Source organism: Thauera sp. ZXT1-4 (genome assembly GCF_052598215.2).
On record NZ_JBQWSN020000001.1, the window covers coordinates 123105 to 147452 of the forward strand.

At 62.8% G+C, this 24348-nt stretch carries 25 protein-coding genes and 7 tRNA genes; 19 read left to right on the top strand and 13 right to left on the bottom strand.

Annotated features, from left to right (window positions below):
- Nucleotides 1-27 precede the first annotated feature (27 nt).
- The gene (mutL, locus tag ACUH78_RS00595; RefSeq protein ID WP_445332527.1) at nt 28-1881 is read right to left on the bottom strand and encodes a DNA mismatch repair endonuclease MutL; all 1854 of its coding nucleotides are present in this window, start codon (nt 1879-1881) and stop codon (nt 28-30) included.
- 109 nt (nt 1882-1990) lie between these two features.
- Between mutL and ACUH78_RS00600 the strand changes: the two genes are divergently transcribed.
- The 5 genes from ACUH78_RS00600 to ACUH78_RS00620 are packed head-to-tail and all read left to right on the top strand — an operon-like array spanning nt 1991 to nt 6086.
- Nucleotides 1991-2731 (top strand): hypothetical protein, encoded by a 741-nt coding sequence (locus ACUH78_RS00600; protein WP_445332526.1) that lies wholly within the window; start codon nt 1991-1993, stop codon nt 2729-2731.
- Nucleotides 2732-2785: 54 nt separating this feature from the next.
- Nucleotides 2786-3436 (top strand): phosphoribosylglycinamide formyltransferase, encoded by a 651-nt coding sequence (gene purN, locus ACUH78_RS00605; RefSeq protein WP_445332525.1) that lies wholly within the window; start codon nt 2786-2788, stop codon nt 3434-3436.
- Entirely contained in the window at nt 3433-4173 is a 741-nt protein-coding gene (locus ACUH78_RS00610; RefSeq protein WP_445332524.1) for a DUF3108 domain-containing protein, read from the top strand. Before purN ends, ACUH78_RS00610 begins: the two co-directional genes overlap by 4 nt.
- Nucleotide 4174: 1 nt before the next feature.
- Nucleotides 4175-5473: an RsmB/NOP family class I SAM-dependent RNA methyltransferase gene (locus ACUH78_RS00615; RefSeq protein WP_418363076.1), complete on the top strand. Its 1299-nt coding sequence runs from the start codon at nt 4175-4177 to the stop codon at nt 5471-5473.
- Between the two features lie 28 nt (nt 5474-5501).
- Entirely contained in the window at nt 5502-6086 is a 585-nt protein-coding gene (locus tag ACUH78_RS00620) for a phospholipase D family nuclease (RefSeq protein WP_445332523.1), read from the top strand.
- A 108-nt stretch (nt 6087-6194) separates the two neighbouring features.
- Here the strand turns inward: ACUH78_RS00620 and queD are convergent, their stop codons facing one another.
- Nucleotides 6195-6641 (bottom strand): 6-carboxytetrahydropterin synthase QueD, encoded by a 447-nt coding sequence (gene queD / locus ACUH78_RS00625; RefSeq protein WP_418363074.1) that lies wholly within the window; start codon nt 6639-6641, stop codon nt 6195-6197.
- A gap of 99 nt (nt 6642-6740) precedes the next feature.
- Here queD and ACUH78_RS00630 point away from each other — a divergent pair, with 99 nt between their 5' ends.
- A complete protein-coding gene (locus ACUH78_RS00630) occupies nt 6741-7619 on the top strand; it encodes a radical SAM protein (protein WP_445332522.1) in 879 nt (292 codons plus the stop codon).
- A gap of 21 nt (nt 7620-7640) precedes the next feature.
- Here the strand turns inward: ACUH78_RS00630 and ACUH78_RS00635 are convergent, their stop codons facing one another.
- Nucleotides 7641-7934: a helix-turn-helix domain-containing protein gene (locus ACUH78_RS00635; RefSeq protein ID WP_418363072.1), complete on the bottom strand. Its 294-nt coding sequence runs from the start codon at nt 7932-7934 to the stop codon at nt 7641-7643.
- Between the two features lie 500 nt (nt 7935-8434).
- Here ACUH78_RS00635 and ACUH78_RS00640 point away from each other — a divergent pair.
- A tRNA-Ser gene (locus tag ACUH78_RS00640) sits at nt 8435-8528 on the top strand.
- A gap of 480 nt (nt 8529-9008) precedes the next feature.
- Here ACUH78_RS00640 and ACUH78_RS00645 read toward each other — a convergent pair.
- The 3 genes from ACUH78_RS00645 to ACUH78_RS00655 form a co-directional block, all read right to left on the bottom strand.
- Nucleotides 9009-9719, bottom strand: coding sequence for a ParB/RepB/Spo0J family partition protein (locus ACUH78_RS00645; RefSeq protein WP_510497545.1), 711 nt, complete (start codon nt 9717-9719; stop codon nt 9009-9011).
- Entirely contained in the window at nt 9700-9912 is a 213-nt protein-coding gene (locus tag ACUH78_RS00650) for a hypothetical protein (RefSeq protein WP_445332520.1), read from the bottom strand. Before ACUH78_RS00650 ends, ACUH78_RS00645 begins: the two co-directional genes overlap by 20 nt.
- 359 nt (nt 9913-10271) lie before the next feature.
- Complete coding sequence (locus ACUH78_RS00655; RefSeq protein ID WP_445332519.1) at nt 10272-10844, bottom strand: recombinase family protein; 573 nt, start codon at nt 10842-10844, stop codon at nt 10272-10274.
- 206 nt (nt 10845-11050) lie between these two features.
- Here ACUH78_RS00655 and ACUH78_RS00660 point away from each other — a divergent pair, with 206 nt between their 5' ends.
- Nucleotides 11051-11677: a BRCT domain-containing protein gene (locus ACUH78_RS00660; protein ID WP_445332518.1), complete on the top strand. Its 627-nt coding sequence runs from the start codon at nt 11051-11053 to the stop codon at nt 11675-11677.
- A gap of 161 nt (nt 11678-11838) precedes the next feature.
- Nucleotides 11839-12192: a hypothetical protein gene (locus ACUH78_RS00665; protein ID WP_445332517.1), complete on the top strand. Its 354-nt coding sequence runs from the start codon at nt 11839-11841 to the stop codon at nt 12190-12192.
- Between the two features lie 5 nt (nt 12193-12197).
- Here ACUH78_RS00665 and ACUH78_RS00670 read toward each other — a convergent pair whose 3' ends face one another.
- Complete coding sequence (locus ACUH78_RS00670; RefSeq protein ID WP_445332516.1) at nt 12198-13460, bottom strand: tyrosine-type recombinase/integrase; 1263 nt, start codon at nt 13458-13460, stop codon at nt 12198-12200.
- A 713-nt stretch (nt 13461-14173) separates the two neighbouring features.
- On the opposite strand from ACUH78_RS00670, the gene ACUH78_RS00675 reads away from it, so the two are divergent.
- Both ACUH78_RS00675 and arfB read left to right on the top strand, forming a co-directional pair.
- Nucleotides 14174-14785 carry a 3'-5' exonuclease gene (locus ACUH78_RS00675; RefSeq protein WP_418363071.1) on the top strand — a complete coding sequence of 204 codons (612 nt, stop codon included), beginning with the start codon at nt 14174-14176 and terminating at the stop codon, nt 14783-14785.
- A 31-nt stretch (nt 14786-14816) separates the two neighbouring features.
- Nucleotides 14817-15221, top strand: coding sequence for an alternative ribosome rescue aminoacyl-tRNA hydrolase ArfB (arfB, locus tag ACUH78_RS00680; RefSeq protein WP_510497544.1), 405 nt, complete (start codon nt 14817-14819; stop codon nt 15219-15221).
- 307 nt (nt 15222-15528) lie between these two features.
- Here the strand turns inward: arfB and ACUH78_RS00685 are convergent, their stop codons facing one another.
- From ACUH78_RS00685 to ACUH78_RS00700, 4 genes are all read right to left on the bottom strand, one after another.
- Entirely contained in the window at nt 15529-15918 is a 390-nt protein-coding gene (locus tag ACUH78_RS00685) for an ectoine synthase (RefSeq protein ID WP_418363068.1), read from the bottom strand.
- An 83-nt stretch (nt 15919-16001) separates the two neighbouring features.
- The gene (gene ectB / locus ACUH78_RS00690) at nt 16002-17285 is read right to left on the bottom strand and encodes a diaminobutyrate--2-oxoglutarate transaminase (protein ID WP_445332514.1); all 1284 of its coding nucleotides are present in this window, start codon (nt 17283-17285) and stop codon (nt 16002-16004) included.
- 103 nt (nt 17286-17388) lie between these two features.
- Nucleotides 17389-17967 (bottom strand): diaminobutyrate acetyltransferase, encoded by a 579-nt coding sequence (gene ectA / locus ACUH78_RS00695; RefSeq protein ID WP_418363066.1) that lies wholly within the window; start codon nt 17965-17967, stop codon nt 17389-17391.
- A 623-nt stretch (nt 17968-18590) separates the two neighbouring features.
- Nucleotides 18591-19775, bottom strand: a complete 1185-nt coding sequence (locus ACUH78_RS00700; protein WP_445332513.1) for a methyltransferase — start codon at nt 19773-19775, stop codon at nt 18591-18593.
- A 202-nt stretch (nt 19776-19977) separates the two neighbouring features.
- Between ACUH78_RS00700 and ACUH78_RS00705 the strand changes: the two genes are divergently transcribed.
- The 7 genes from ACUH78_RS00705 to ACUH78_RS00735 all read left to right on the top strand — a co-directional run bounded on the left by ACUH78_RS00705 (nt 19978) and on the right by ACUH78_RS00735 (nt 21756).
- Nucleotides 19978-20053 (top strand) — tRNA-Ala (locus ACUH78_RS00705).
- A 28-nt stretch (nt 20054-20081) separates the two neighbouring features.
- A tRNA-Glu gene (locus tag ACUH78_RS00710) sits at nt 20082-20157 on the top strand.
- 63 nt (nt 20158-20220) lie between these two features.
- Nucleotides 20221-20297, top strand: a tRNA-Asp gene (locus ACUH78_RS00715).
- A 96-nt stretch (nt 20298-20393) separates the two neighbouring features.
- A tRNA-Ala gene (locus ACUH78_RS00720) sits at nt 20394-20469 on the top strand.
- Nucleotides 20470-20497: 28 nt separating this feature from the next.
- Nucleotides 20498-20573: transfer RNA gene (locus ACUH78_RS00725), tRNA-Glu, on the top strand.
- Between the two features lie 63 nt (nt 20574-20636).
- A tRNA-Asp gene (locus tag ACUH78_RS00730) sits at nt 20637-20713 on the top strand.
- A gap of 191 nt (nt 20714-20904) precedes the next feature.
- Complete coding sequence (locus ACUH78_RS00735) at nt 20905-21756, top strand: 3-hydroxybutyryl-CoA dehydrogenase (protein ID WP_418363351.1); 852 nt, start codon at nt 20905-20907, stop codon at nt 21754-21756.
- 97 nt (nt 21757-21853) lie between these two features.
- On the opposite strand, the gene rho is transcribed toward ACUH78_RS00735, so the two are convergent.
- Both rho and trxA read right to left on the bottom strand, forming a co-directional pair.
- Nucleotides 21854-23308: a transcription termination factor Rho gene (gene rho / locus ACUH78_RS00740; protein ID WP_418363063.1), complete on the bottom strand. Its 1455-nt coding sequence runs from the start codon at nt 23306-23308 to the stop codon at nt 21854-21856.
- The gene (gene trxA, locus ACUH78_RS00745) at nt 23292-23618 is read right to left on the bottom strand and encodes a thioredoxin TrxA (RefSeq protein WP_418363062.1); all 327 of its coding nucleotides are present in this window, start codon (nt 23616-23618) and stop codon (nt 23292-23294) included. Before trxA ends, rho begins: the two co-directional genes overlap by 17 nt.
- Nucleotides 23619-23935: 317 nt before the next feature.
- Between trxA and fdxA the strand changes: the two genes are divergently transcribed.
- Entirely contained in the window at nt 23936-24259 is a 324-nt protein-coding gene (gene fdxA, locus ACUH78_RS00750) for a ferredoxin FdxA (protein WP_418363061.1), read from the top strand.
- Nucleotides 24260-24348 lie beyond the last annotated feature (89 nt).

Below are 24348 nucleotides of genomic sequence, written 5' to 3' on the forward strand. Positions count from 1 at the left end.
GCCTTCGTCCCTGCCTCGCTGTCTGCCTTATTGTCCGCGCATGAAGAAGCGGTCCAGCTCCGCCATGCTGAACTGCGTCCAGGTGGGACGGCCGTGGTTGCATTGGTCGGCGCGCTCGGTCGCTTCCATGTCGCGCAGCAGGGCGTTCATCTCGGGGAGGCTGAGCTGGCGGTTCGCGCGCACCGCGCCGTGGCAGGCCATGGTGGCGAGCAACTCATTGCGCCGTGCGGTGACGACCTCGGTGGCGGGAAAGTCGCGTAACTCCTGCAGCAATTCGCGCACGAGTTCGGCGACCGGCGCGCGTGCGAGCAGCGCAGGAACGCTGCGTACCGCCAACTCCTGCGGTCCGGCTGCGCCGATGTCGAAGCCCATGCCGGCCAGCACTTCGCTGCACTCTTCGGCCGCGGCCATGTCTTTTGCGCTGACGGAGAACACTGCTGGAATCAGCAGGCGTTGTACCGCAGGCCGGCCATCCAGCACGGTCTTGAGCTGCTCGTACAGGATGCGTTCGTGCGCGGCGTGCATATCCACGAGAACCAGCCCGGACGCGTTCTGCGCCAGGATGTAGACCCCATGCAGCTGGCCCAGCGCGAAGCCCAGCGGCGGTGCAGCACCGGGGGCACCGGCCGGCGCGGTGGTGTCGCCCGTGGAAGTGGTGGAGACGGAGCCTGTCGGAGGCGGGCCCGACCGCGCCAAGGCATCCGGGCGCGCGCCCAGCGCGAAGTCGAGGTAGCTGCGGCTGGCAGGCTCCATGGCGAGACTGCCCTGATGGGCGCGGGCGGGCGGCCAGGCCGCTTGCATGCCCGCCCGCGGGGCGGAAATCGGGTGCGCTGCTACACCCGTCGGAGACTGCCCGCTCAGGTCGGAATCGGCTTCGTCCGTGAGGCCCTGGGGCCGCCCCGCGCCGCTCTCTGCCAGTGCGCGTTTGAGTGCGTGGTAGACGAACTGGTGCACCGCGCGTGCTTCGCGGAAGCGTACCTCGATCTTCGCTGGATGCACGTTCACATCCACCCCGGCGGGATCCATGGACAGGAACAGGACGTAGGCAGGGTGGCGGCTGCCGTGCAGGATGTCGGCATAGGCCTCGCGCACCGCATGGGTGAGCAACTTGTCGCGAACGAAGCGGCCATTGACAAAGAAGTACTGCGCGTCGCGGCTCGCGCGCGAGTAGGCGGGCAGCGACACGAAACCGCTGACCCGCAGGGGGCCGGCGTCGGCGTCGAGTGCACGCGCGTTGCGAATGAAGTCGTCGCCCATCAGTGCCGCGAGGCGTGTGGCGGCCGGTGCCGGAGGCAGGCGATGGATCACGCGTCCGTTGTGTGTCAGTTGCAGGCCGAGGTCCGGGCGGGCGAGTGCGATGCGGCGGAACATCTCGTCGCAGTGGGCGAACTCGGTGCCTTCGGTCTTGAGGAACTTGCGCCGTGCCGGCGTGTTGTAATAAAGGTCGGCGACATCGACCACGGTCCCCTGGTCGAGTGCGGCCGGCTCCGGCTCGCTGCGGCCGGCGTCGATGCGCCAGGCATGGGTTGCGCCTTGCGCCCGGCTGGTGATGCTGGTGCGTGCGACCGCGGCGATGGCGGCGAGTGCTTCGCCGCGGAAGCCCATGGTGCCGACGCGCTCGAGATCGTCCAGGCTGGAGATCTTGCTGGTAGCGTGGCGCTCGAGCGCGAGCGCCAGTTCATCGTGGGGGATGCCGCAGCCGTCGTCCGCCACACGGATGCGGCGCACGCCGCCCTGTTCGAGCTGAACTTCCAGGGTTCGCGCACCCGCATCGACTGCGTTCTCGAGCACTTCCTTGAGCACCGAGGCGGGACGTTCGACCACTTCGCCGGCGGCGATCTGGTTGACGAGCAGGTCGGGAAGGCGATGGATATGGGGCATGAGCGCGTCCGGCACGATCGGCCCGGCATTATACGGGGCCCCGGCTGCGGTCTGATCAGCTGGTCCGGGTTATGATCGCGGCAAGAGGTTGTGGCGCAGGGGGATGGAGATGAGCGAGGCCGCAGTTTTGGGGGCGGAGGGCGGTTGCGGCCGGTGGCTTGCGCTGTCGCTCGTCGGCACCTTGCTGATGGCCTGCTCCTCACCGGGCACCGCGCCTACGCTGATGCGAAGCGCCGGCTTCGATCTGCGCCAGCTTGCCAAGACGGACATCAATCGCGTTGCGGAAACCCATCAGGTGCACGTGCTGGCCAGCGTGCGCCGGCTCACCGAGAAGCTTTACCGGCGCAATCCGGGCGAATGGCGCAAGAGCGACACCGGCAGCATGGAGGCGGCGGTGGTCCGCATCTTCGAGCAGAAGCATCGCTGGCGCTTTGCGTCCATCGGCTACCGGCGCGACATCGATGCCATGCACGTCGCGCTGCACCCGGATTATCGCGGCGATCGCGTGCAGGCGCTGGCTGTGGGGCTTGCCAGCATGGTGCAGGCTGCGCTCGGCGACCGGGAAAGTTTCTACATGCTGGATGATCTGGAGCCCCAGCACATCTACAATGCGGCCCGCAACGTCGAGATCGTGGCCTGGAAGCTGGCCAATGCCCGGGATGCCCAGGGGCACCTGCTGCTGCTCTCGAACGAGATGGGCGAGCTGTCGAACCTGAGCTTCGAGCGCGAGTTCGGCCGCATCATCGGCCTGCTCGATGCGCTCGCCGATGTCGTCGAGGAAGAAACCGACCGCACGGTCACGCGCGTGGTGCAGAACCTCGCGACGGCGGTATTCCTGCCTGTTTACTGAACGCTCGGGCAAAGCGAGCGTCTTGCCCTTATATCCTTCCCTTTCCAATTCGCAATGAAGTCCATCGTCATTCTGATCTCTGGCCGCGGCAGCAACATGGAAGCGATCGTGCGTGCCGGCATCCCGGGCGCACAGATTGCCGCGGTCATCAGCAACCGTCCCGGCGCGGGCGGGTTGGCGTTCGCCCAGGCACATGGAATTGCCGCCGAAGTGGTCGACCACACCGCCTTTGCCGACCGCGCCGCCTTCGATGCTGCGCTCGCCGCATGCATCGATGCGCATGCGCCCGACCTCGTGGTACTGGCCGGTTTCATGCGCGTGCTGACCGACGGCTTCGTGCGCCGCTACGAAGGGCGTCTGCTCAACATCCACCCCTCGCTGCTCCCTTCCTTCCCGGGCCTGCACACACACCGGCGCGCGCTGGAAACCGGGGTGCGGGTGCATGGCGCGACGGTGCACTTCGTCACCGCCGAGCTCGATGATGGACCTATCGTGATCCAGGCCGCAGTTCCGGTGCTGGACGGGGATGACGAAGCCGCGTTGTCCGCGCGTGTGCTGGCCCAGGAGCATCGCATCTATCCCCAGGCTGTCCGTTGGTTCGTCGAGGACCGGCTCGCGGTGCGGGGGAACCGGGTCGAGGTCCGCGGGCTGCCGGAAAGTGCGGATGTGGCGCTCCTCGTGCCGGCGCCGGAGGGGGCGGCATGATCGTGCGGATCCTGCGCGTGTTTTCCACAGTGTTTGCATTGCTGTTCGTGGTGCCCGCAGTGGCCGTGAGCGCAGCACCGCCAGCGGGCAGGATCTTGTTCGACGTGCATTACGGGTCGCAGGGTTTCAAGGTCGGAGAGGCTCGCCATGTATGGAAGTACGATGGTGTCCAGTACGAGCTTTCACTCACGCTGGAGGCGAAGGGGCTCGCCGGGCTGTTCGGGCTTGAGTATGCGCAGCGCAGCACCGGAACGCGTGACGGCAATGGGCTCAAGCCAGAGCTCTTCAGCGTGGAACAGCGTGGGCGCAAGCCCGAGAGTGCGCTCTTCGACTGGTCGCAGGGGCGGGTCAGCGTCCGCCGCGACGGGCAGGAGCGAAAGAGCGGCACCATACGCGCTGGCGACCAGGATGTGCTGAGCCTGTGGCACCAGGCGCGCCGCGTTGCCGAGCGTGGTGAAGCCGTCCATCTGACCGTGGTGACAAACAAGAGCATCAAGCAGGCTAAGCTTGAGCCAGCCGGCACCGAGCGCCTGAAGCTTGCGATGGGCGAGGTCGACACCGTGCGCGTCCATGCCTGGGCGGAGCAAGGCGAACTGGACATCAACATCTGGCTGTCCCCGCGGCACGGCATGCTGCCGGTCCGCATCCGCATCGAGGACGAGAAGGGCGGTGTCCTGGACCAGCGCGCCGTGCGCGTCGAACTTGGTGTGGCAGCGCAGAAACCGGAAAAGAACTGAAATGAGCAAGACGATCAAGACCAAGGCAGCCGAGGGGGCGGTATCCCGCCCCCTGTTCATTCATGCCGCACAGGCGCTGGGGGCGGTGCTCGGCTTCGAGCATCCGGCCGATGCGGTGCTATCGCGCCATTTTCGCGAGAACCGCGAGTTGGGGCACCGCGACCGGGGCTTTATCGCCGAGGCGGTGTATGGCGTGTTGCGCCGGCTGCGCTGGCTGCGCCGTCTTGCCGGCGAGGAGGCCACCCCGCGCATGCTGCTGCTGGCGTGGTTTGCGCGGGGTGAGGGCTGGCCGCTGCGCAATTTCGAAGGCTTGGTCAGTCCCACCGAGCGGGACTGGGTGGCTGCAGTGAAGGCGGCCGAGGTGGGTGCGCTTTCGCTGGCCGAACGTGCGGATCTGCCGGACTGGCTGGCCGATCGTCTTGCCGTGCAGATGGGGGAGGAAGAACTGGTTGCGCTGGCCCATGGCCTGAACCGGGCCGCTCCGCTCGATCTGCGCGTGAACCTGCTGAAAGCCGATCGGGATCAGGTGCTGGCGCGGCTGCAGTCGGAGGGGGTTGCCGCAGCGCCCGGCAGGCTGTCGCCGCAAGCGATCCGGTTGGCGGGCAAGCCGGCCTTGCAGAAGCACCCGCTGTTTCTCGAGGGGGGCTTCGAGGTACAGGACGAGGGTAGCCAGTTGCTGGGTTTGCTGGTGCAGCCTCGCCGTGGCGAGTTGGTGGTGGATTTCTGCGCCGGAGCGGGGGGCAAGACGCTGCAACTGGGCGCAATGATGCGCTCCACCGGCAGGCTGTATGCGCTGGACGTTTCGGAAAAGCGCCTTGCGAAGCTCAAACCCCGCATGGCGCGCGCAGGCCTGTCGAACGTGCATCCGGTGCTGATTGCGCACGAGGCCGACGCGAAGGTGAAGCGGCTTGCGGGCAAGGCCGACCGCGTGCTGGTCGATGCGCCCTGTACCGGCCTGGGCACGCTACGCCGCAACCCCGACCTGAAGTGGCGGCAGTCGCCCGCCGCGGTCGCGGAGATGACGTCCAAGCAGGCATCGATCCTCGCAGCGGCTGCGCGCCTCGTGCGTCCCGGCGGCCGGCTCGTCTATGCGACCTGCAGCCTGCTCGCCGAAGAGAACGACGCCATCGCCGATGCCTTCCTCACCGCGCATCCCGGCTTCCGTGCCCTTTCGGCGCAGGAGATCCTCGCCCGTCAGGGTGTGGAGATCGAAACCGGCGAACGCCTGCGTCTGCTGCCCCACGTTCATGACACCGATGGCTTTTTCGCTGCAGTGTTCGAGCGCAGTGAGGGCGCCTGATTCGCCGCGGACGAGCAGGAGAACGCGGGTGACGGCAGCTGGTCGGGGCCGGTCTTCGGTCCGCCTCGTCGCCTGCGTGCTGCTCGCGATCGGCCTGCAGGCCTCGCATGCGAGCCAGCGTTTTGCTGCCGAAGGTGAGATCGAGCTGGCGTTCTCACCGCGCGACGATGCAGAGAAGGTGCTCATCGGGCTTGTCCACGATGCGCGCAAGAGTCTGCTTGTGCATGCTTACGCCTTCACAAGCCGCAGCATCGCTGACGCGATGGTGGCTGCGCATCACCGTGGAGTGAAGGTCGAAGTCCTGGCCGATGCGCAGATGAACCGGCGGGAAAAGGGCAATGCCATTGGCCGTCTGCTCGCGGCCGGGGTGCCCGTCGCCTTCGAGACTGCATACAGCGCGGCGCACAACAAGGTGTTGATTGTGGATGCCGAAGGGCCGGGTTGTGCGGTGCTCACCGGTTCGTACAATTTCACGTGGTCGGCGCGCAACCGTAATGCCGAGAACATTCTGATCGTGCGCGAACATTGCCCGCTTGCGCGCGCTTATCGTGACAACTGGCGGCGCCACAGGGCCGATGCGACACCGATTCGTGCGCTGCCCTGGAAGCCCTGAACCGAGGGCGCGCAGGCCTGGCGTTAAAGCCCTGATGTGACCGTCGGCGTGCATGTGCAGCCTGGCTGCGAGGCGTTGGCGTTACCCCGTGACCTCAGTTACCCGGCTTCAGCATTCGCGCTCGGCGTCGGCCCAGCAGTTGGGCGTTTCGTACAGGCGCACGCGCTCGAGGCGCAGATCGTTTCCGTAGACGTCGTGATAGGCAGGTTCCAGAATGCGGAAGGCTTCGGCTGCGAGGTTCTCGGCCGTCGGGACCACATCCAGAACGATGGTCTTGTGCCCGGGCATGCTTGCGAGGAACTCGATCACTATGCTGTCGCCACGGTAGGCGAGGAAGGCATGATCCCAGCGCGAGACGACGAGTTCGTTGGCAATACGTTTGACGTCGGCGAAATCCATCACCATGCCGTTGACCGGTGCCCCATCGGCCTTGATGATGCTGCCCGAAAGGGTCACCTCCAGCGCATAGCGGTGGCCGTGAAGGTGCCGGCACTGGCTGGCATGATCGGGAATGCGGTGTCCGGCGTCGAATTCGAGGCGGCGGGTGATGCGCATGGCTTGGCTCTCCGGAAGGGGCGCAGATTATAACGCGCCGCCTGCCCACTGGCGTCGCGTGGTTTCCACGCGTGGTTTCCGCAAGTGTCTGACAAAACGATGAATTCTGCACATTCCATTCCGCCTGGAACGCTCGATACACTCAAGGTCAGCCAGCACGACCGGGACCTTGCCGGGCTGACCTACGTTTATCCCGTGCTCTCGCGTCGTGCTGGAGGGGTGTCGGTTGGCATCAACCTTAACCCCAACAACGCCTGCAACTGGCACTGTGCCTATTGCCAGGTGCCGGACTTGGTGCGCGGCAAGGCGCCCGACATCGATCTTTTACTCCTCGAGCACGAACTCTCCGGATTCCTGGCAGACCTGATCCATGGGGACTGGATGGAGCGCTTCGTGCCCGAAGGCTCGCGCGCCATTCGAGACATCGCCTTTTCGGGCAATGGCGAACCGACGAGTGCGGAGGTCTTTGCCGAGGCGGTGGACCGGGTGCTTCGCGTTCGCGATGCGTTCGGGCTTGCTGCCGATGCGGTGCCAGTGCGGCTGATCACCAACGGCAGTCTGCTGGCGCAGGCGCGGGTTCAGGACGGCGTGCGCAGGCTGGGCGCCGGTGGCGGGGAGGTGTGGTTCAAGGTCGACGCGGGTACGACTGCCGGAATCGAACGCATCAACGGGGTGCGCCTTGAACCTGCAGCCGTGGCACGGAATCTGGCACGGTGCGCGGAACTTTGCCCGACCTGGGTGCAGACCTGCGTGTTCCGCTGGGACGGTGCAGCGCCTGAGGAGGCCGAGCTGGATGCGTATCTGGATGTGCTCGCTCAGGCCGGGATCGCACGCCTGAAAGGGGTGCTGCTGTACGGCGTGGCACGCCCGTCCCGGCAACCGGAGGCCGTGCATGTCTCCCGCCTCAGCGAGGCAGAGATCGAGCAGATCGCTGACCGTATACGGCGAAAGGGGCTGACCGTTCGTGTCAGCCCCTGATCCGGTCCCGCGTGCCGGCGCTCAGCGCTCCTTGCGTTTTGCGCGCGCTTCCTTCTTCAGCGACTTGTACAACTCCGGATTGCTGGCCTTGAGGTACTCGGCCACTTCCATGTCGTCGCGCTTGACCTTCTCGATGTCGACCTGCTCGACATGAACGAGGCGAAGCAAAGCCTGAACGGGACGGGGAATGTTGCGCCCGCTCTCGTAGCGGGAACCGCCGCTTTGCGTCACGCCGATCTTTGACCAGAACTGCGACTGGTTCAATCCAAGTTTGCGGCGAATTTCACGAACATCAAGTTTCTCTGTTGCTTTCATTACGGGGCCCTCGAAAAATTCTCCGACCCGGGTCGGAGCTACGCGCTTCTGCGCGGAATAGATCTGAATCTATGACCAAAGTCATAGAGTGCATGCAGTATAGGTCAGCAATCTTTCAAAATGCATTTTCGAATTTCGCGTTTATGTGGAATTTGAAATAGCATATCCAATTCGCCTTACGCAGATTCTCATCCGTCCTGGAAGCTCGTGGTTTGGATAAACTCGCGCGGTGGTTGGTAAGTGCTTTGATAGGACATTGGCACGGTTGGTTCAGTCTGGTGCTCTGAAGCGCAGCCTGGTGTTCTGTGGCCCCATACGGAGGCGTTCTGGTTCTTCGAGTCGGGCGATGCCAAAACGGCGGGTGGCGGCTTGGGCGCGCGGTTTCCGGTGGGGATGGTCTGCTTGCGGTAGGGAGTGATGGTCGTAGCCGCGGCCGGAGCAAACGCTCGATCAGTGTTTGACCGGCAGAACTGAACTCGCTATGATCGCGCCTTCCTGATGGAGACGTGGCCGAGAGGTCGAAGGCACTCCCCTGCTAAGGGAGCATGCGGGCTAAAACTCGCATCGAGGGTTCGAATCCCTCCGTCTCCGCCAGACCTGCTAAAGAGCCATATTTTCAAGTCAATTCAATGACTTAGGAAGTATGGCTTTTTGCTTATATACCACATCGAGTTACCACTACCCTCGTTTCTCTGGGGGAATGGGTGCCTCAAGGCTGGAAACTCTCCGCATTCGCAGAGTTTGTGGTCGCTGCATCAACCTCTTGCGCCGTCGCGTTGGTCCCTTCCGGCGGACGACCTGATCGGCACAGTGTGCGTACCAGCCTCGTACCGCTCGCAGGGCAGTATGGCGCGGGCGTCCCTGTGTTGGGTCTCCAGACCCCTCGACACCTTCCACTCGTTGAAACTCGTTCGGTCACTTCGTGAGGTTGAACCCCGCGTCCCGCTTGGGTTTCACGCTCCCGCTGTTCATAGCAGGTGTTCAATTTGAACAGCACACGATGAAACCCGCGTGGTTACTGGGATTCAGCCTCACGTTCCCCGCGTGTGCTTCGCGGGATGTTGGTGTGTCTGCTCAAAAGTCGGGCTGCTGTGTCTCCTTCTGGCTGACCTCCATCATCAAGGCTTCCACCATCTCCCTGATGAGATAGACCTCTTCGGGGTCGCTCACAAGATCAAGCAGGGTGCGGGCCTCCCCGAGTGCATCCCTGATCGCCTTCGCTCGTTCCCCCTCGGGGTTCATCTCGGGGACATCCGCACGACGGTTCCCCGGCTTGTCGTCTCCCATCTGGCGAGCGATCCGGGGAAAGTGCTTCATCATCCAGTTCCTGATGGTGCCGTGCGTCCCGATCCCGTGGAGTTCCGAGGTGATCTCTCGGTAGCTCTTGAGCTTCCCACGCCCCTTCAGGTGACCACCTCCTTTGATGAACTGCTTGAAGGCGTTCATCTTCTCGGTCTTGGTGAGGCGTAGCCCGTGGGTGAGGTTGGCGACCGCAGACGCCTTGAGGGCTTCTCTCTCGGTCATCGGTACGACGACAGCCTCGATCCCCTGACGCCCGATCAAGGTTGCAGCATCGAATCGGTGGAAGCCATCGATCAGGAACAGCCTCCCGTCGATCTCTGCGAGCGTTACCGGCGGAAACTCACTCCCGGCCTGCATCGCGCTCGCGTATGCCTTCACGGTCTGTGCATCGGTCCTGTTCCTGACCTGAAAGCGACGATCTCGGATGATCTCGTCCAGTTCGATGACAAGCTGTCGTTTCTCGTCAGTCGTCCATCCAAGCATGTTCTTCACTCTCTGCAATGAACTGGCGGTGCTGCTTCAGAATGATGGCGAGGGCTTCGTTGTTGTTGATCCTCACCCCGTGTCGTCTCTCATACTCCCGCTGGAACTCCTTCAGGTGATCGAAGGCTGATACGGGAAAGGCGATGCTGCGGAAGACGGTCTTCTCCATCCCCGTTGATCGGTCATGCTTCATGTTTGCTTGCTCCAATGAAAAAGCCCCAAGGGGATTCCTCGGGGCTGCTGTGGGTGCGTCCTTGGGTGACGCTGTGTCGGGTGGGGGGCGTGTGTTCGGGTGGCCCGCTATCCCCCGTAACTGTGGGGCAATCGGTGTTCCTCGGCTCCTCCATAACTGCAACCGAAGACAGCACAGATCACCCGACTCGAACCCGAATACTGTTCGTGGTCGCCACCAAGGGTCGGCAGCATGTGCGCCCCCTTCTAGTCGCTAAGTCTTGATGATCATCGCCACCGAGAAGGCGACGAACGCCCATGCAAAGACGCTCTCCACGAACATCGGGTCGCGCAGCTTCTCCCTGATCTGCCTGATCGTCTTCATGCTGCCACCTTCACCGACTGACATGCTCGCTTCACCGACGCAGGGGAGATCCCGAACTGTTCCGCTGTCTGCTTGATGCTGGCGCTGTTCTCGTGCCTCCACCGTGCCACCGCTTCATCATCAATGGTCTTCTCCCTGCCGAGGTTCTTCCCCTCCGCTCTGGCTCGCTCGATCCCGGCCATCTGTCGGACCTTGATGTTCTCCCGCTCCAGTTCGGCCACTGCGGCGAGCATGGTGAGCATGAGCCTTCCGGCAGGGGTGGCGAGGTCGAACCCCTCGCGCATCGAGACGACGGAAACGCCCTTGGCCTTGAGGGTCTCGACTGTTGTCAGAACGTCGATTGTGTTCCGTCCGAGTCGGTCGATGGCGACCACCACCACGGTGTCACCCTCTCTCACGTATGCCAATAGGGCGGCCATAGCGGGCCTTTGAGCCGCTGGAATCGAACCGGATACACCTTCCTCCACGAACCACTTTGAGACCTTGTAGCGGGCTTCTATCGTCCTCCGCTGGTTCTCTGTGGTCTGGTCGTCGGTGCTGACCCTGAGATAGGCAATCGTGGCTGACATGGTCTGATCCCTCCGCGTGTGGCTCAATGAGTGTGGCTCACATTGTGAGGGGTGGCTCAGAGAAAATCAACTCCTTTGAGCTATGATGCTGAGGGCTGTTTTGGTATGGCTCACAGGGAGTACCTTCTGAGCTTCCTCACGGTAGCCTTCAGCAGGGGGCTGCAGTCAGATGCTAGACTTCTCAAATCGCATACAGGGAGGCTCCCATGGCATACGAAGGCAACGAGTTCGCGGCGATGATGGCGATCAGAAACCAGAGCGTCACCAAGGCTGTCGAGCATCTCCTCGGGATCTGCACCGGGCTTGTAGCTGACAACCGTATTGATGATGCCGAGGTGAGGTTCCTTGATCTCTGGCTGAATCAGTATCCCGAGGTCACAACCGCCTGGCCGGGAAGCGTGATCGCTGAGCGATTGCGGCTGATCCTTGCAGATGGCGTGATCACGAAGGAGGAGCGGGACGACCTCTTGGAGACGCTGAAGGGTATCTGTGGTTTCCAGTTGGCCGAGACAGGAGCCGCTGAGGCTGCGGTGGCCACGATTCCCTTTGATGACGACCCCTCGATCTACTTCGATGGGCGGAGCTTCTGCTTCACCGGTCGGTTCCTATTCGGGACAAGGGCGAAGTGTGAGCGTGAGGTTCTAAACCGTGGCTCTATCGCAGCAGACCGGGTGACAAGCAATCTTGAGTATTTGGTGGTTGGGTCGCTGGTAGAGCCGACCTGGGCGCACACCAGCTACGGACGGAAGATTGAGAAGGCGATCGAATACATCGACAAGGGGTGTGGGATTGCGATCATCTCGGAACGCCAGTGGATCGAGGCCCTGAAGTGATCTTGGATGTGTCCTCGATTCCGAGAGACGAGGCCGGGGTACGGGGGAAACACGCTTGCGCGGCCCTTCGGGGTGACCTCTCGAAAACCTGCGGCAGAAATTTTCTCTACTCCTGCAGATAGCTACTCCGCACACGCATTCCATATTGGCGCTAGGTGATCATGAACTACGACGAAATCGTTCCCCACGTTGAGGCCCTCGGCTACCGTGACAAACTCCGTTTGGCTCAGCTTCTGGTGCAATTGGCTAGGAAGGAGGAAGAGGAACAGAACCCAGCCAAGCGAGCTGTGGAGCCTGCTAAATCCAGCACGACCTCGGAGACTGTCAGCTATGTGGCCGAGCGGCTCGTGAAGTTGCGCCCGTCGAAGAGGGCGGGGGTCCTTAACTCCATCAGTGCGATGTTCCAGTTTCAAGGGGGAATCTCCGAAGAGGATCGGAGCAATCTGGTTTCCGCTCTGATCAAGGGCGGATACATCTCCATCGACGGCAACAGCAAGGTTCAGTACCTGAGATAGAAACCTCATGTTGCATTGCGCTCGTTCGGATACCTCACCTTCTCGATAGCTTCCTTCATCCGCTCCACTGAGTGACCCCCGGAGTACAGGCCATAGGTGATCCGGGGCTTCTCATGGCCCACGATGTCGGCGGTGAGGTTCTCGGACACTCCTGCATCCTCAAGCAGGGTGACCACAGTCTTCCTGATCGAGTGGAAGACCTTCTTGTCAGGGAACCCGAGAGACTTCTTCAGCCTCCCGAACCGCTTCCCGATGGCATTCGAGCGGTCCCCGTACTTGTTGAAGGTGAGACCTGACAGCAGGTAGCTGTCCCTGCTCGCCTCCTTCAACCGCTTCACCACCTCGACCAGTTCCGAATGAAGAGGAACCCGACGAATGCCCGCCTCGGTCTTGCTGTCGGTGATCTTCAGTACCTCGTCGGTGCAGTCCGTCACCTTCAGGGCGCACAGTTCCTCGATCCTCGCGCCTGAGTACATGCCAAGGCGGATCAGATCCGCTAGTTCGTGGTCCTCCTTCTCGGTGGCTGCATCAAGGAGGGTGACCACCTCGGAAGGCTCGAACGGTTCCCAGCCATCGGTTCCTTTGGTCTTGCTGCCGTTGGTCTTCTTGGCGAAGGAGGGGAGGATAAAGGGCTGCTTCTCTGGGTCGGCCTTCTCGATCTCCTGAAGGTAACGCCAGAAGTTCCGACAGAACTTGAAGATCCGATCCAGTGATGAGTAAGAGTAACCCTGTCTGGTCGGGGTGTCCTTCATCAACTCCTTCACCCACTCGATGACCGCTTGCTTGCTCACCGCCTCGACGCTGACGAACTTGTCGATCATCCGCCTGACATCCTTCTTCATCTGGTCGATGGTCTTTGGGGCTTGGGTCAGGTGTGATGCCCACTCGGTGAAGAAGGTATCCATCGGGGTCTGAATCCCGGTGGCGACGGCGTAGAACGTCTTTCCGGCCTCGCTTCCTCTGCTTGCGGCGATCCGGTCTGCTTCCTGCTCGATGAACTCTTGAACAACGATTGGCTGGTCGTGTTCTTCGTACTCCCGCCGCCACATCAACGCTTCTTCAAGGAACGGATCGGCGTTCCCTCTCGCTGCTGCGATCTGTGCCTTCCACTGGGCTATGATCGGGCGGGCGCGTTCCTCTGCGACTCGCTTGTCAGTGGTCTTCAGTGACAGCAACAACTTCGACTTGCCGATCCTCTGTCGGACATCCTCGGGAACGTGGAGGGTGGCGTACCAAGTGTTCCGGCGGCGTTCGATATTGCTTCCCATGGTGTATCTTGAATGTGGCGGAGACGGCGTGTTACCACACGAATATACCACACGTAGTTACCACATCAAGGCTTGCAAGTTGCTGATATACTGTGTTTTCAATGGCTTGTTCGAGGTGTGCGGAATCTCCCTCCGTCTCCGCCAGACCAAACGCTGAAACCCGCACTGCCACTGGCTTTGCGGGTTTTTCGTTTTCTGGCGAGTCTCCGCTTGAGTTGCCACTCGGCGGCTGCTAACCCCGGGGTTGCGTAGGGCCACATGCTGATGTTCTCCTCGTGTGACCCGGCTCAACGCCAGCCGAGCCAACTTGGGCGGATCGGCAGGGGCTCGCTCGACTTGTGGCGAGCGGGCGTGCCGGTATGTGCAAGAGGAAAGGGCTTGGGAACAAACTTGCCGAGCGTCTCGCGCTGGCTGGGGGTCAGGTGCTGGGCGCCCGTGAGGTGCTGCAAAAAGCAAAAGACTCGTTAGCCATGCAGGCTCAGCGGGTCTTGGATGGCTGCTATAGCTGCATTTAGTACGCGCCCGCAAGCTGAACTTCAAATCGGCGCGATGGACGGGTTAAATCGGAGATGCGTTTGGGTTGTCAAGGCGCAGGCCACAGGCGCAGCAAGCAATGCGGGGTCGTCGGGTGCTGGCCACCCTGCCTATAATCCAGCCCGGTCGCGAAGGTGCGCATGCCTCCATGCGCCACGTACGATAGGACAGTGCGGAGTATGGAAGCGGTCGCAGTCATTGATTTTGAGACTACGGGGCTGTCTCCCGCGCAGGGTGATCGCGCCACGGAGATCGCAGCGGTCATCGTGGAGGACGGTCGTGTGGTCGACCGCTACCAGAGCCTGATGAACGCGGGTGTGCGGATTCCTGCCTACATCGAGGCGCTGACCGGGATCACGAACGCCATGGTCCGCAGCGCACCTTCGGCGGGCGAGGTGATGCGTGAGGTGTTCGATTTCGTCGGCGGCATGCCGATCGTCGCCCACAACGCATCGTTCGACGCCAAGTTCTGGGACGCGGAGCTGGCACGGATCCAGCGCAGCAGGAAGCAGGACTTCGTATGCTCGCTGCTGCTGTCCCGGCGCCTGCTGCCGCTCGCGCCCAGTCACAAGCTCGGCGCGTTGGTCGAGTACGCCAGCCTGCCGGTCGCCGGGCGCTACCACCGCGCGCTGGCCGATGCCGAGATGGCCGCGAGCCTGCTGCTGCGGCTCGAGGATGAGCTGCGGCGCCGGCATCAGGTGCCCAGGGTGTCGGTCGCACTGCTGCGGCAGATCCAGCGCGCGTCGAAGGCGCAGCTGCCGAGATGCCTGGCCGCTGCCCGGGGATGCTGATGCCTGTGCGACGGGGCGCCGGGGCTGAGAGATGACGATCCGCTTCACCCTCCCGCCCGACGAAATCGAGATCACCGCGATCCGTGCGCAGGGTGCGGGCGGCCAGAACGTCAACAAGGTGTCGAACGCCGTGCATCTGCGCTTCGACATCGCGGCATCGAGCCTGCCCGAGGACTTGCGCGCGCGTCTGCTCGCCCTGCACGACCATCGGATCAGCAAGGAGGGCGTGGTGATCATCAAGGCGCAGGGATTTCGCAGCCTGGAGAAGAACCGCACCGAGGCGCTGCGCCGGCTGGAAGAGTTGATCGAGTGTGTGGCTGCGCCCCCGAAGGCGCGTCGTTCGACCCGGCCAACGCGTGCGTCGGTCGCCCGCAGACTGGAGGGGAAAGCGCGGCGGGCGTCGATCAAGGCCGCACGCGGAAGGGTGAGCGACTGATCGGCTTGTCCCGTCGAGGCTCAGTCAGCGCCTCGCATCAATCAGCGTCCAGCAGGCGTGCGCACTCGTCCATCATCGATCGGGCCAGTTCCGAATCGTAGTCCGGGTTGCATCTTCCTCTCTAAAACGAATGATTCCGTGATAACGCTGTTCACCATCGAAGCCAAGCTTTACGGCGTGACGCAGGCGGCGAACCGCTGCAAACGCTCCCCCCGCCCGGGCTTCGGCGAGTAACTTGCTCCAATCGTTTGGCGGACGGCCGTTTTCCAGCATCTTGCAAAACACCCGTCATGGCGCTCCCATCCTCTCAGTCGGCGAGCGCATACGCGCCCGTCTGGTCATGCACCTCGCGCCCGGTCAGCGGTGGATTGAACACACACACCATGCGCATGTGGCTGCCCTTGTTGGCACGCAGGATGTGGCGGTCGTGCCGGTTCAGGCAGTACAGGGTGCCGGGGCGGATGGCGTGGGTCACGCCGGTGGCGAGGTCGGTGATCTCGCCTTCGCCCTCGATGCAGTACACCGTCTCGAGGTGGTTCCTGTACTCGAACTCATGCTCGGTGCCTGGTTTGATGATGGTGTCGTTCAACGAATAGCCGACGCCGGCATCCTTGTAGATCAGGCGACGGCTGTTCCAGCCTTCGGTATCCACGTCGGCGGCGGTGCCGATGACGTCGTCCAGATGCTTCACGATCATTGGAGCTTCCTCGTAGGTACGGTGCACCCCGTTCTTTACGGGGCGCGGTAGGTGAAAGACGGGGCGCAGTGAGGACGGGGATCTTAGGCCGCGGCTTCGATCGCGGCCGCCGCGTTGTCGACCCCCAGGGCGTCGCACAGACCCGCTTCGATCACGTCCAGGCCGTGCCGCAGCTCTTCCTCGGTGATGGTCAGGCTCGGGAGCAGCTTGAGCACCTGATCGTCGATGCCTGCGGTCTCGATGATCAGCCCGCGCTTGAAGCACGCCTGCGAGATGCGCGTCGCCAGCTGTGCGTCGTCGAACTCGACGCCCCAGATCAGCCCGCACCCGCGCACCCGCGCATCCGGAACGTGCTTTGCGACGATGTTGGCCAGGCGCTTCTCCACCAGTTCCGCCTTGCGCGCGACATCCTCGGTGAGGAGGCCGTCCTGCCAGAACTTGAGCGCGGCGGTGGCAGTGACGAAGGCCGGGTTGTGCCCGCGGAAGGTGCCGTTGTGTTCGCCCGGCGCCCATTGGTCGAGTTCGGGCTTGATCAGCACCAGCGCCAGCGGCAGGCCATAGCCCGACAAGGACTTGGACAGCGTGACGATGTCCGGCACGATGCCTGCGTCCTCGAAGCTGAAGAACGTCCCGGTGCGGCCGCAGCCGACCTGGATGTCATCGACGATGAGCAGCACGCCATGCTCTTCGGTAACGCGGCGCAGGCGCTGAAGCCACTCGATGCTGGCGACGTTGACGCCACCCTCTGCCTGCACGGTCTCGACGATGACCGCGGCAGGCTTGTCCATCCCGCTGCCCTCGTCCTTGAGCAGCGCTTCGAAGTAGTCGAGCGTATCGGTGCCTTCGCCAAGATAGCCATCGAACGGAACGGAGGCGGTGTGGCCGAGCGGCACGCCGGCCCCGGCGCGCTTGAACCCGTTCCCTGTCACCGCCAGCGCACCCAGCGTCATGCCGTGAAAGGCATTGGTGAAGCCGACCACCTGCTCGCGTCCGGTCACCTTGCGCGCCAGCTTGAGCGCAGCCTCGACCGCATTGGTGCCGGTCGGCCCGGGAAATTGGAATTTGTAGCGCAGGCCTCGCGGCTGCAGGATGACTTCGTTGAAGCGCTCGATGAAGCCCTGCTTCGCCTCGGTGTACATGTCCAGCGAGTGCGTGATGCCGTCGCGCATAAGGTAGGCCAGCAGGGCCTGCTTGATCCTGTCGGGGTTGTGACCGTAGTTCAGCACACCTGCGCCGCAGAAGAAGTCGAGGTAGCGGCGGCCCTCGGCGTCTATCATCCACGCGCCCTTGGCGCTGGTGAACATCGCGGGAAAACTGCGGCAATAGCCGCGTACTTCGGATTCGTACTGTTCGAATGTGTTCATCATGAAGTAACTCCTGTGGTCGAAAAAGGGCGGGGCTGCGCTCGACCCGGGACGAGCGGTATCGGGGCGCTCGCGCCTGCGAGTGCCCGGCACGGCACGAAGCCGGTCAGACCGGTATGGGGTTCTCGAGCTGGGACTGAACGCCGCGGGCGGGCGTATGGCGCGCAATCGGGCCCACGCGCAACAGCGGCTCGGCGGGGTGATCTGCTGGAAACAGATCGACGGTGAAGTAGGGGGTTACGTGGCAGCGGGTGTCATGTTCGCGCGCCAGGCGGTGAAACAGCGCACTTGAGGCCAGGTTGTCGTCCGCCACTGTGGCTGTCACCCAGCGACAGCAGGCATTGGCCGGCAGGCTCAACCACTGCTGCAGCAGCTGCAGGCCGAGGCCCTGGCCGCGCTGCTCGGGCAGCACCCCCACCTGCCAGACGAAGGCAGTGTCGGCCTCGCGCGGCGGGTGGAAGCCGATGACGGCGCCGACGATGCGGCCGTCCTGCTCAGCCACAAGGCAGGTGTCGCCGAAGTCGGCGGCGAACAGCACGTAGAAATAGACCGAGTTTGGCTCCAGCGTGCCAGTAGCCTGGACGAATTGCCACAGAGCGGTGCCATCACTCGGGCGGGTGCTACGGAAACGAATGGGAGCGCGGGTGGAGGATCGGATGGACGAAGGTGTCTCGGTACGGGTCATGTCGTGGGTTGTTCTGGTGGCATGCCGCACTCACTGCGAGGTGAAGTGCAGCATGGCAGACCACGTCAGCGCCTTGGGGCGGGCACCGCGGCCGGTCGGCCCCGGCAAGGGGCCTCACAAAACTCAAGCGACGCATTGGCCGTTGAACGATCGCCCACTGCATGGCATGAATGGCCAGTCAATTGACCCTTGCGCAGCGGGAGGGATCCGATGTATTTGCTCAAATCCTTTTTTACCTTACCCGAGCATCCGGTTTCACATCAAGTCTGCGAAGGCGGTCATTGGATTTCGAGGTCACGGGGCTTGTCGTCCGCGTAAGGGCTTGTCGCCCGCGTAAGGCGATCGCGCCACGGAGATCGCAGCGCCTATCGTGGAGGATGGTCGTATGGTCGCCGCTACCGGAGTTTGACGAAAGCGGGGGTGCGGACTCCCACTTGCAACGAGGCGCTGACCGGGAGTACGGCTGCCATGGTCTGCAGCGCGCCGTGGCGGGGGAGGTGATCGGTGACCTTGCGGATTGCGTTGGTGAGTTTGTGATGCGACTCGAGGATGCGCTGCGGCTTCGACCGTGCCGGGGGGCCACCAGTGATCAGGCGACCAATGACGGGCTGCGCCACGACTCCTTATCCTCCCGCATGGCGGCAAGCGCTGATGAGAATGTTCCGCGGTGTGAGTGTTCGTGTGCAGAAGCAGCCGATCTGGACTTCGAAGCCACGCTCCTGCAGTCCCAGCGCGAGGTCGAGGGCCAACCAGATCTCCAGTGGGCGGCGGTAGGCGTGGCGGATGATCTCGAGGCGAAGGACCTGTTCGCGGCGGGCGGCTCCGGCGTTCTCCCAATGTGCCCAGTTGATGTGCCCGGGGAGCCGCAGCTGCGCGCGCGCGGCGAGAAGCCTGCAGAAGTTGGCGAAATCGTTCTTCAGCCATGCAGCCGGAACGGGCTGGAATGGACTCTCCGCCTGCAGTCCGAGGTCATTGCGGAGCGCCAGATAACCGAGCTTCCAGGCCTGATCCCGCGCGAGTCGGCGACGGTCGTGCAGTGGCGCGGTGACGGCCTCGGTGACGGCGAGGCGCAGCTTGTTGCTGTCGAGTTGGAGGGTGGCGGTACCGCTCATGGCCTGGTAGGCGCCGGCGCTACCCTTGTGGTAACAACAGGGCGCGATGTGCAGGCTGCGCGCGCCGTGGTCGGCAGCGGTGCGGACGAGCCGGCGATGCAACTCTCCGCATGCATGCAGGGCTACCACGTCCCGCCCCTCAAGGTATTCGATTGCTGATGGGCTCGTCGCGTCGCCTTGGAGGATGGTGTGCGGAACGCGGTGTCGGGCGGCGAGCCGTCTGGCTTGCTGGCAGAGCGCGACATCGATCTCGAGTGCGGCGACTTCGATTCTGCGCGTTTGATGCAGGTGTCGGCCCAGGTGCGCCTTGCCAGCACACCATTCGAGGGCGGGCCCTGGAATCTGCGGCAAACGAGAGGCGAAAGCCTCGATCTGCGCTTTCTTGCGGCCCGGGATCTCTACGTCGAGGTGCGGCGGCACGGGTGTGGCCGGCTGCGCGGGCAGCATGTCGAGCGTGCTGAGTGCGGTCAGTTCCGCCAGGCCGTGCAGGCGCGGTGCGAGCCAGTTCGTCGCCAGATCCGGTTTGTCGCGGTAACGATCAACGCTTGCGGCATCCAGTGCGAGGACCTGGTGTGCCAGCTGCGGCTGATCCAGGCACCATTGCGGGAGTTCCTGATGAAAAGGCGAGGGCGCCCAGAAGGCGCGATGGGCCTGTAGCAGCGCTTGCAGTGCGAGAAAGCGTTCGCGCAGGTCCACTATCGGGGTGGCTCGTATCGGGTCGGATGGTGTCTAGGGGAGTCCATGCACGGGCTCGAGCAGCTGGATGACGGGCTGTGCAGGGGGCTATTGCATGCAGGGCGGCGTGGCGAAAACAGCGCGTATTGGAGGATGCTACAAAAATTGCAGAACGTGTTTACAAAGCGAAGAACGCTTACTATACTGCGCGCTCTTCGGTGACGGGGGTATAGCTCAGCTGGGAGAGCGCTTGCATGGCATGCAAGAGGTCAGCGGTTCGATCCCGCTTACCTCCACCAAAGGTTTTGAGCAGTAAGTAGGCTTGCAGTCCCCATCGTCTAGAGGCCTAGGACACCGCCCTTTCACGGCGATAACCGGGGTTCGAATCCCCGTGGGGACGCCATACAAGGCGACACAGCCATTGGGCTGTGAAGCGAATCCGACAAGCGTCGGAGAAAGTCAGTGCGGAGTGGTAGTTCAGTTGGTTAGAATACCGGCCTGTCACGCCGGGGGTCGCGGGTTCGAGTCCCGTCCACTCCGCCAGTTTCACCCGGAGCTTTGCTCCGGTCTGTTTCGAGAGTCGCGCTTCGGAACAGTTGCGGTGAGCTTGAACGGAAGCTATAATCGCCGACTCGTTGTGGGGGTATAGCTCAGCTGGGAGAGCGCTTGCATGGCATGCAAGAGGTCAGCGGTTCGATCCCGCTTACCTCCACCAAAGGTTTTGAGCAGTAAGTAGGCTTGCAGTCCCCATCGTCTAGAGGCCTAGGACACCGCCCTTTCACGGCGATAACCGGGGTTCGAATCCCCGTGGGGACGCCATACAAGGCGACACAGCCATTGGGCTGTGAAGCGAATCCGACAAGCGTCGGAGAAAGTCAGTGCGGAGTGGTAGTTCAGTTGGTTAGAATACCGGCCTGTCACGCCGGGGGTCGCGGGTTCGAGTCCCGTCCACTCCGCCACAAAAAAAGCCCTTTCGAGATATCTCGAAAGGGCTTTTTCAATTTTTGCGCCCTGGATTTCTTCCTCCGTAAGGCTGGTCAGTCCGCCTGTCATCCGCTAGAGTTTCGTTCCATACGCTGTAGTATGGACGGCGAAGGCCGCCGCCATTGCAGCGTTCGTTTCGGACCAACTATCGAGGGAGCGTATGAAGATGAGCATCGGCAAGATCGGCGTGGTGGGCGCCGGGACCATGGGGAACGGCATTGCTCAGGCCTTTGCGGCCGCAGGTTTGAATGTGGTCATGATGGATATCGGTGAGCCCCAGGTGCAACGCGGGTTGTCGACCATCAGTGCGAGTCTTGACCGGCTGATCAAGAAGGAAAAGATGAGCGCCGACGAGAAAGCGGCTGTGATGGCGCGCATTTCAACTGCGACGGTCGTGAGCGCGCTCGCCGACTGCGACCTCGTCATCGAGGCTGCCACCGAGAATCTCGATCTCAAACTGAAGATTTTTGCGGATCTGGACGCCGCGATGAAGCAGGACGCGATTCTCGCGACCAATACTTCCTCGATCTCGGTGACTCGCCTGGCTGCCGCAACTGGCCGTGCCGACCGTGTCATCGGCATGCATTTCTTCAATCCGGTGCCGATGATGGCGCTGGTTGAGCTGATCCGCGGCCTGCAGACGAGCGCCGAGACTCACGCCCGTGTCGAGGCCGTGGCCAGGCAGATCGGCAAGACGCCGGTGCAGGTGAAGAACAGCCCGGGTTTCGTGGTCAACCGCATGCTGTGCCCGATGATCAACGAGGCGATCTTCACCCTTGGCGAAGGGCTTGCTACCGCTGGGGAGATCGACGAGGCCATGAAGCTCGGCTGCAACCACCCGATTGGCCCGCTGGCGCTGTGCGATCTCATCGGGCTGGACGTGCAGCTTGCGGTGATGCAGGTGCTGTTCGAGGGCTTCAAGGATCCGAAGTATCGTCCGGCTCCGCTGCTGGTGGAGATGGTCGAGGCGGGTTATCTGGGGCGCAAGAGCGGGAAGGGCTTCTTCGATTACAAATGATGTGTACCCCCGCCGGCATTGTGCGCTGCGGGCGGGCGTACACGCACGAACGCCACCCGAAGGTGGCGTTCGCTTGTTGCAAACGGCGATCCGTGGATCAGCCGCGGCCCGAGCGCATCGCGTCGAAGAACTCCGCGTTGCCTTTGGTGGCCTTGATCTTGTCAAGCAGGAATTCCATCGCGTCGATGTCATCCATGCCGTAGAGCAGCTTGCGCAGGATCCACACTTTCTGCAGCACGTCGGCCTTGAGCAGCAGCTCTTCGCGCCGGGTGCCCGACCGGTTGACGTTGATGGCTGGATAGACGCGTTTCTCGGCCATGCGGCGATCGAGGTGGAGCTCCATGTTGCCGGTGCCCTTGAATTCCTCGTAGATCACGTCGTCCATGCGACTGCCGGTATCGATCAGGGTCGTGGCAATGATGGTCAGAGAGCCGCCTTCCTCGATGTTGCGCGCGGCACCGAAGAAGCGCTTGGGCTTCTGCAGCGCGTTGGCATCGACGCCGCCGGTCAGTACCTTTCCGGATGCGGGCTGCACGGTGTTGTAGGCGCGTGCGAGACGGGTCAGCGAGTCGAGAAGGATCACGACGTCATACTTGTGCTCGGTCAGGCGCTTGGCCTTCTCGATCACCATCTCGGCGACCTGTACGTGACGCGTTGCCGGTTCATCGAAGGTGGAGGCCACGACCTCGCCCTTCACCGAGCGCTGCATCTCGGTCACTTCCTCCGGGCGCTCGTCGATCAGCAACACGATCAGCTTGACGTCCGGGTGGTTGGCCGTGATCGCGTGCGCGATATGCTGCAGCATGACGGTTTTGCCGCTCTTGGGCGGTGCGACGAGCAGGCCGCGCTGGCCCTTGCCGATGGGCGCGATCATGTCGATGACGCGGCTGGTGACGTTCTCCTCGCCGCGCATCTCGCGCTCGAGCTTCAGGCACTCCTGCGGATGCAGCGGCGTGAGGTTCTCGAACAGGATCTTGTTCTTGCATTCTTCCGGGGGGCGACCGTTGATCGTGTCGAGCTTGGTGAGCGCGAAATAACGCTCGCCGTCCTTCGGAATGCGGATCTCTCCCTCGATCGTGTCGCCAGTGCGCAGGTTGAAGCGCCGGATCTGCGAGGGCGACACATAGATGTCGTCCGTCCCCGCGAGGTACGAGGTGTCGGGAGAGCGCAGGAAGCCGAATCCGTCAGGCAGCACTTCGAGTGCGCCATCGCCACAGATCGGATCGCCCCTGCGGGCACGGTTGCGCAACAGCGCGAAGACGAGTTCCTGCTTGCGCAGCCTGTTTGCGCCTTCCACGCCGGCCTCGACCGCCATCTGCAGCAATTCGCTGACATGCAGGGCCTTGAGCTCGGAGAGGTGAAGTGCCGGGGCGTTGGGGTCGCGGGGCGTGGAGGAAGCTTCCTCGCCGACGGCCTCGACGTCGAACAGGTCGTTTTCGGACTTTGCGTTCTGGGGGGAATTGCCGTCCCGGTTTCGCGCGCCGCGGCGACGGGCGCGCGAAGAACTGCGGGAACGGGCCGGAGCCTGGTCCGGCTTAGATGTTGCTGTCAATGAAGGCGGTCAGTTGAGATTTGGAAAGGGCGCCCACTTTGGTCGCCTCGACGTTGCCGCCCTTGAACAGCATCAGCGTGGGGATGCCACGAATGCCGTACTTGGCGGGGGTTTCCTGGTTGTCATCGATGTTGAGCTTGGCAACCTTGAGCTTGCCGGCGTAATCCTTGGCGACGTCGTCGAGGATCGGGGCGATCATCTTGCAGGGGCCGCACCATTCGGCCCAGTAATCGACCAGCACCGGGGTCTGGGACTGCAGCACTTCGGCTTCGAAGTTGCCGTCGGTCACATAGTGGATATGCTCGCTCATGATTCCTCACATAAGGGCTAGCGGGGATGGACGCAACTGCACTGCTGCGTCGCGGAGAATGGATACGAGAGGGAGAGTATGAGCCGGCGATGCGCCGCTGTGCGGAGGATGCAGGCCGGGAGGTCCGGAGGAAGGGAGGGCCTTCCGTGAAGGATTTGCGCCGAAACTTATGCGAACCGATGCCCCGCGTCAAGGGTCTTGGAAGGCTGCGGGTGCTATCGGGCAGCAAGGCGTGGCAAAAAAACAAACGACTGGACTATATTTGACGTCCGGGCCAGCCAGTTGGCCAGCACAATTCTCACGCTTGGAGAGACACAATGGCTTATGTCGTGACCGAAAGCTGCATCCGTTGCAAATACACCGACTGTGTGGATGTCTGTCCGGTGGACTGCTTCCGGGAAGGCCCCAATTTTCTGGTCATCGACCCCGAGGAGTGCATCGACTGTACGCTGTGCGTGGCCGAGTGTCCGGTCGAGGCGATCTTCGCCGAAGACGACGTGCCCGCGGACCAGCAGCAGTTCATCGCGCTCAATGCGGAGCTTGCGAAGCAGTGGAAGCCGATCGTCGAGCGCAAGGATTCGCTGCCCGATGCGGACCAATGGGCGAAGATCAAATCCAAGCTTGGCGAGCTTCTGCGCTGAGCGAAGGCGGGTAGGTGTCTTCCCTGACCGGCTTTGCGGCATCGGGGTGTTGCACTAATATGGCGCCTGAACGGCTGTCAGACATACTC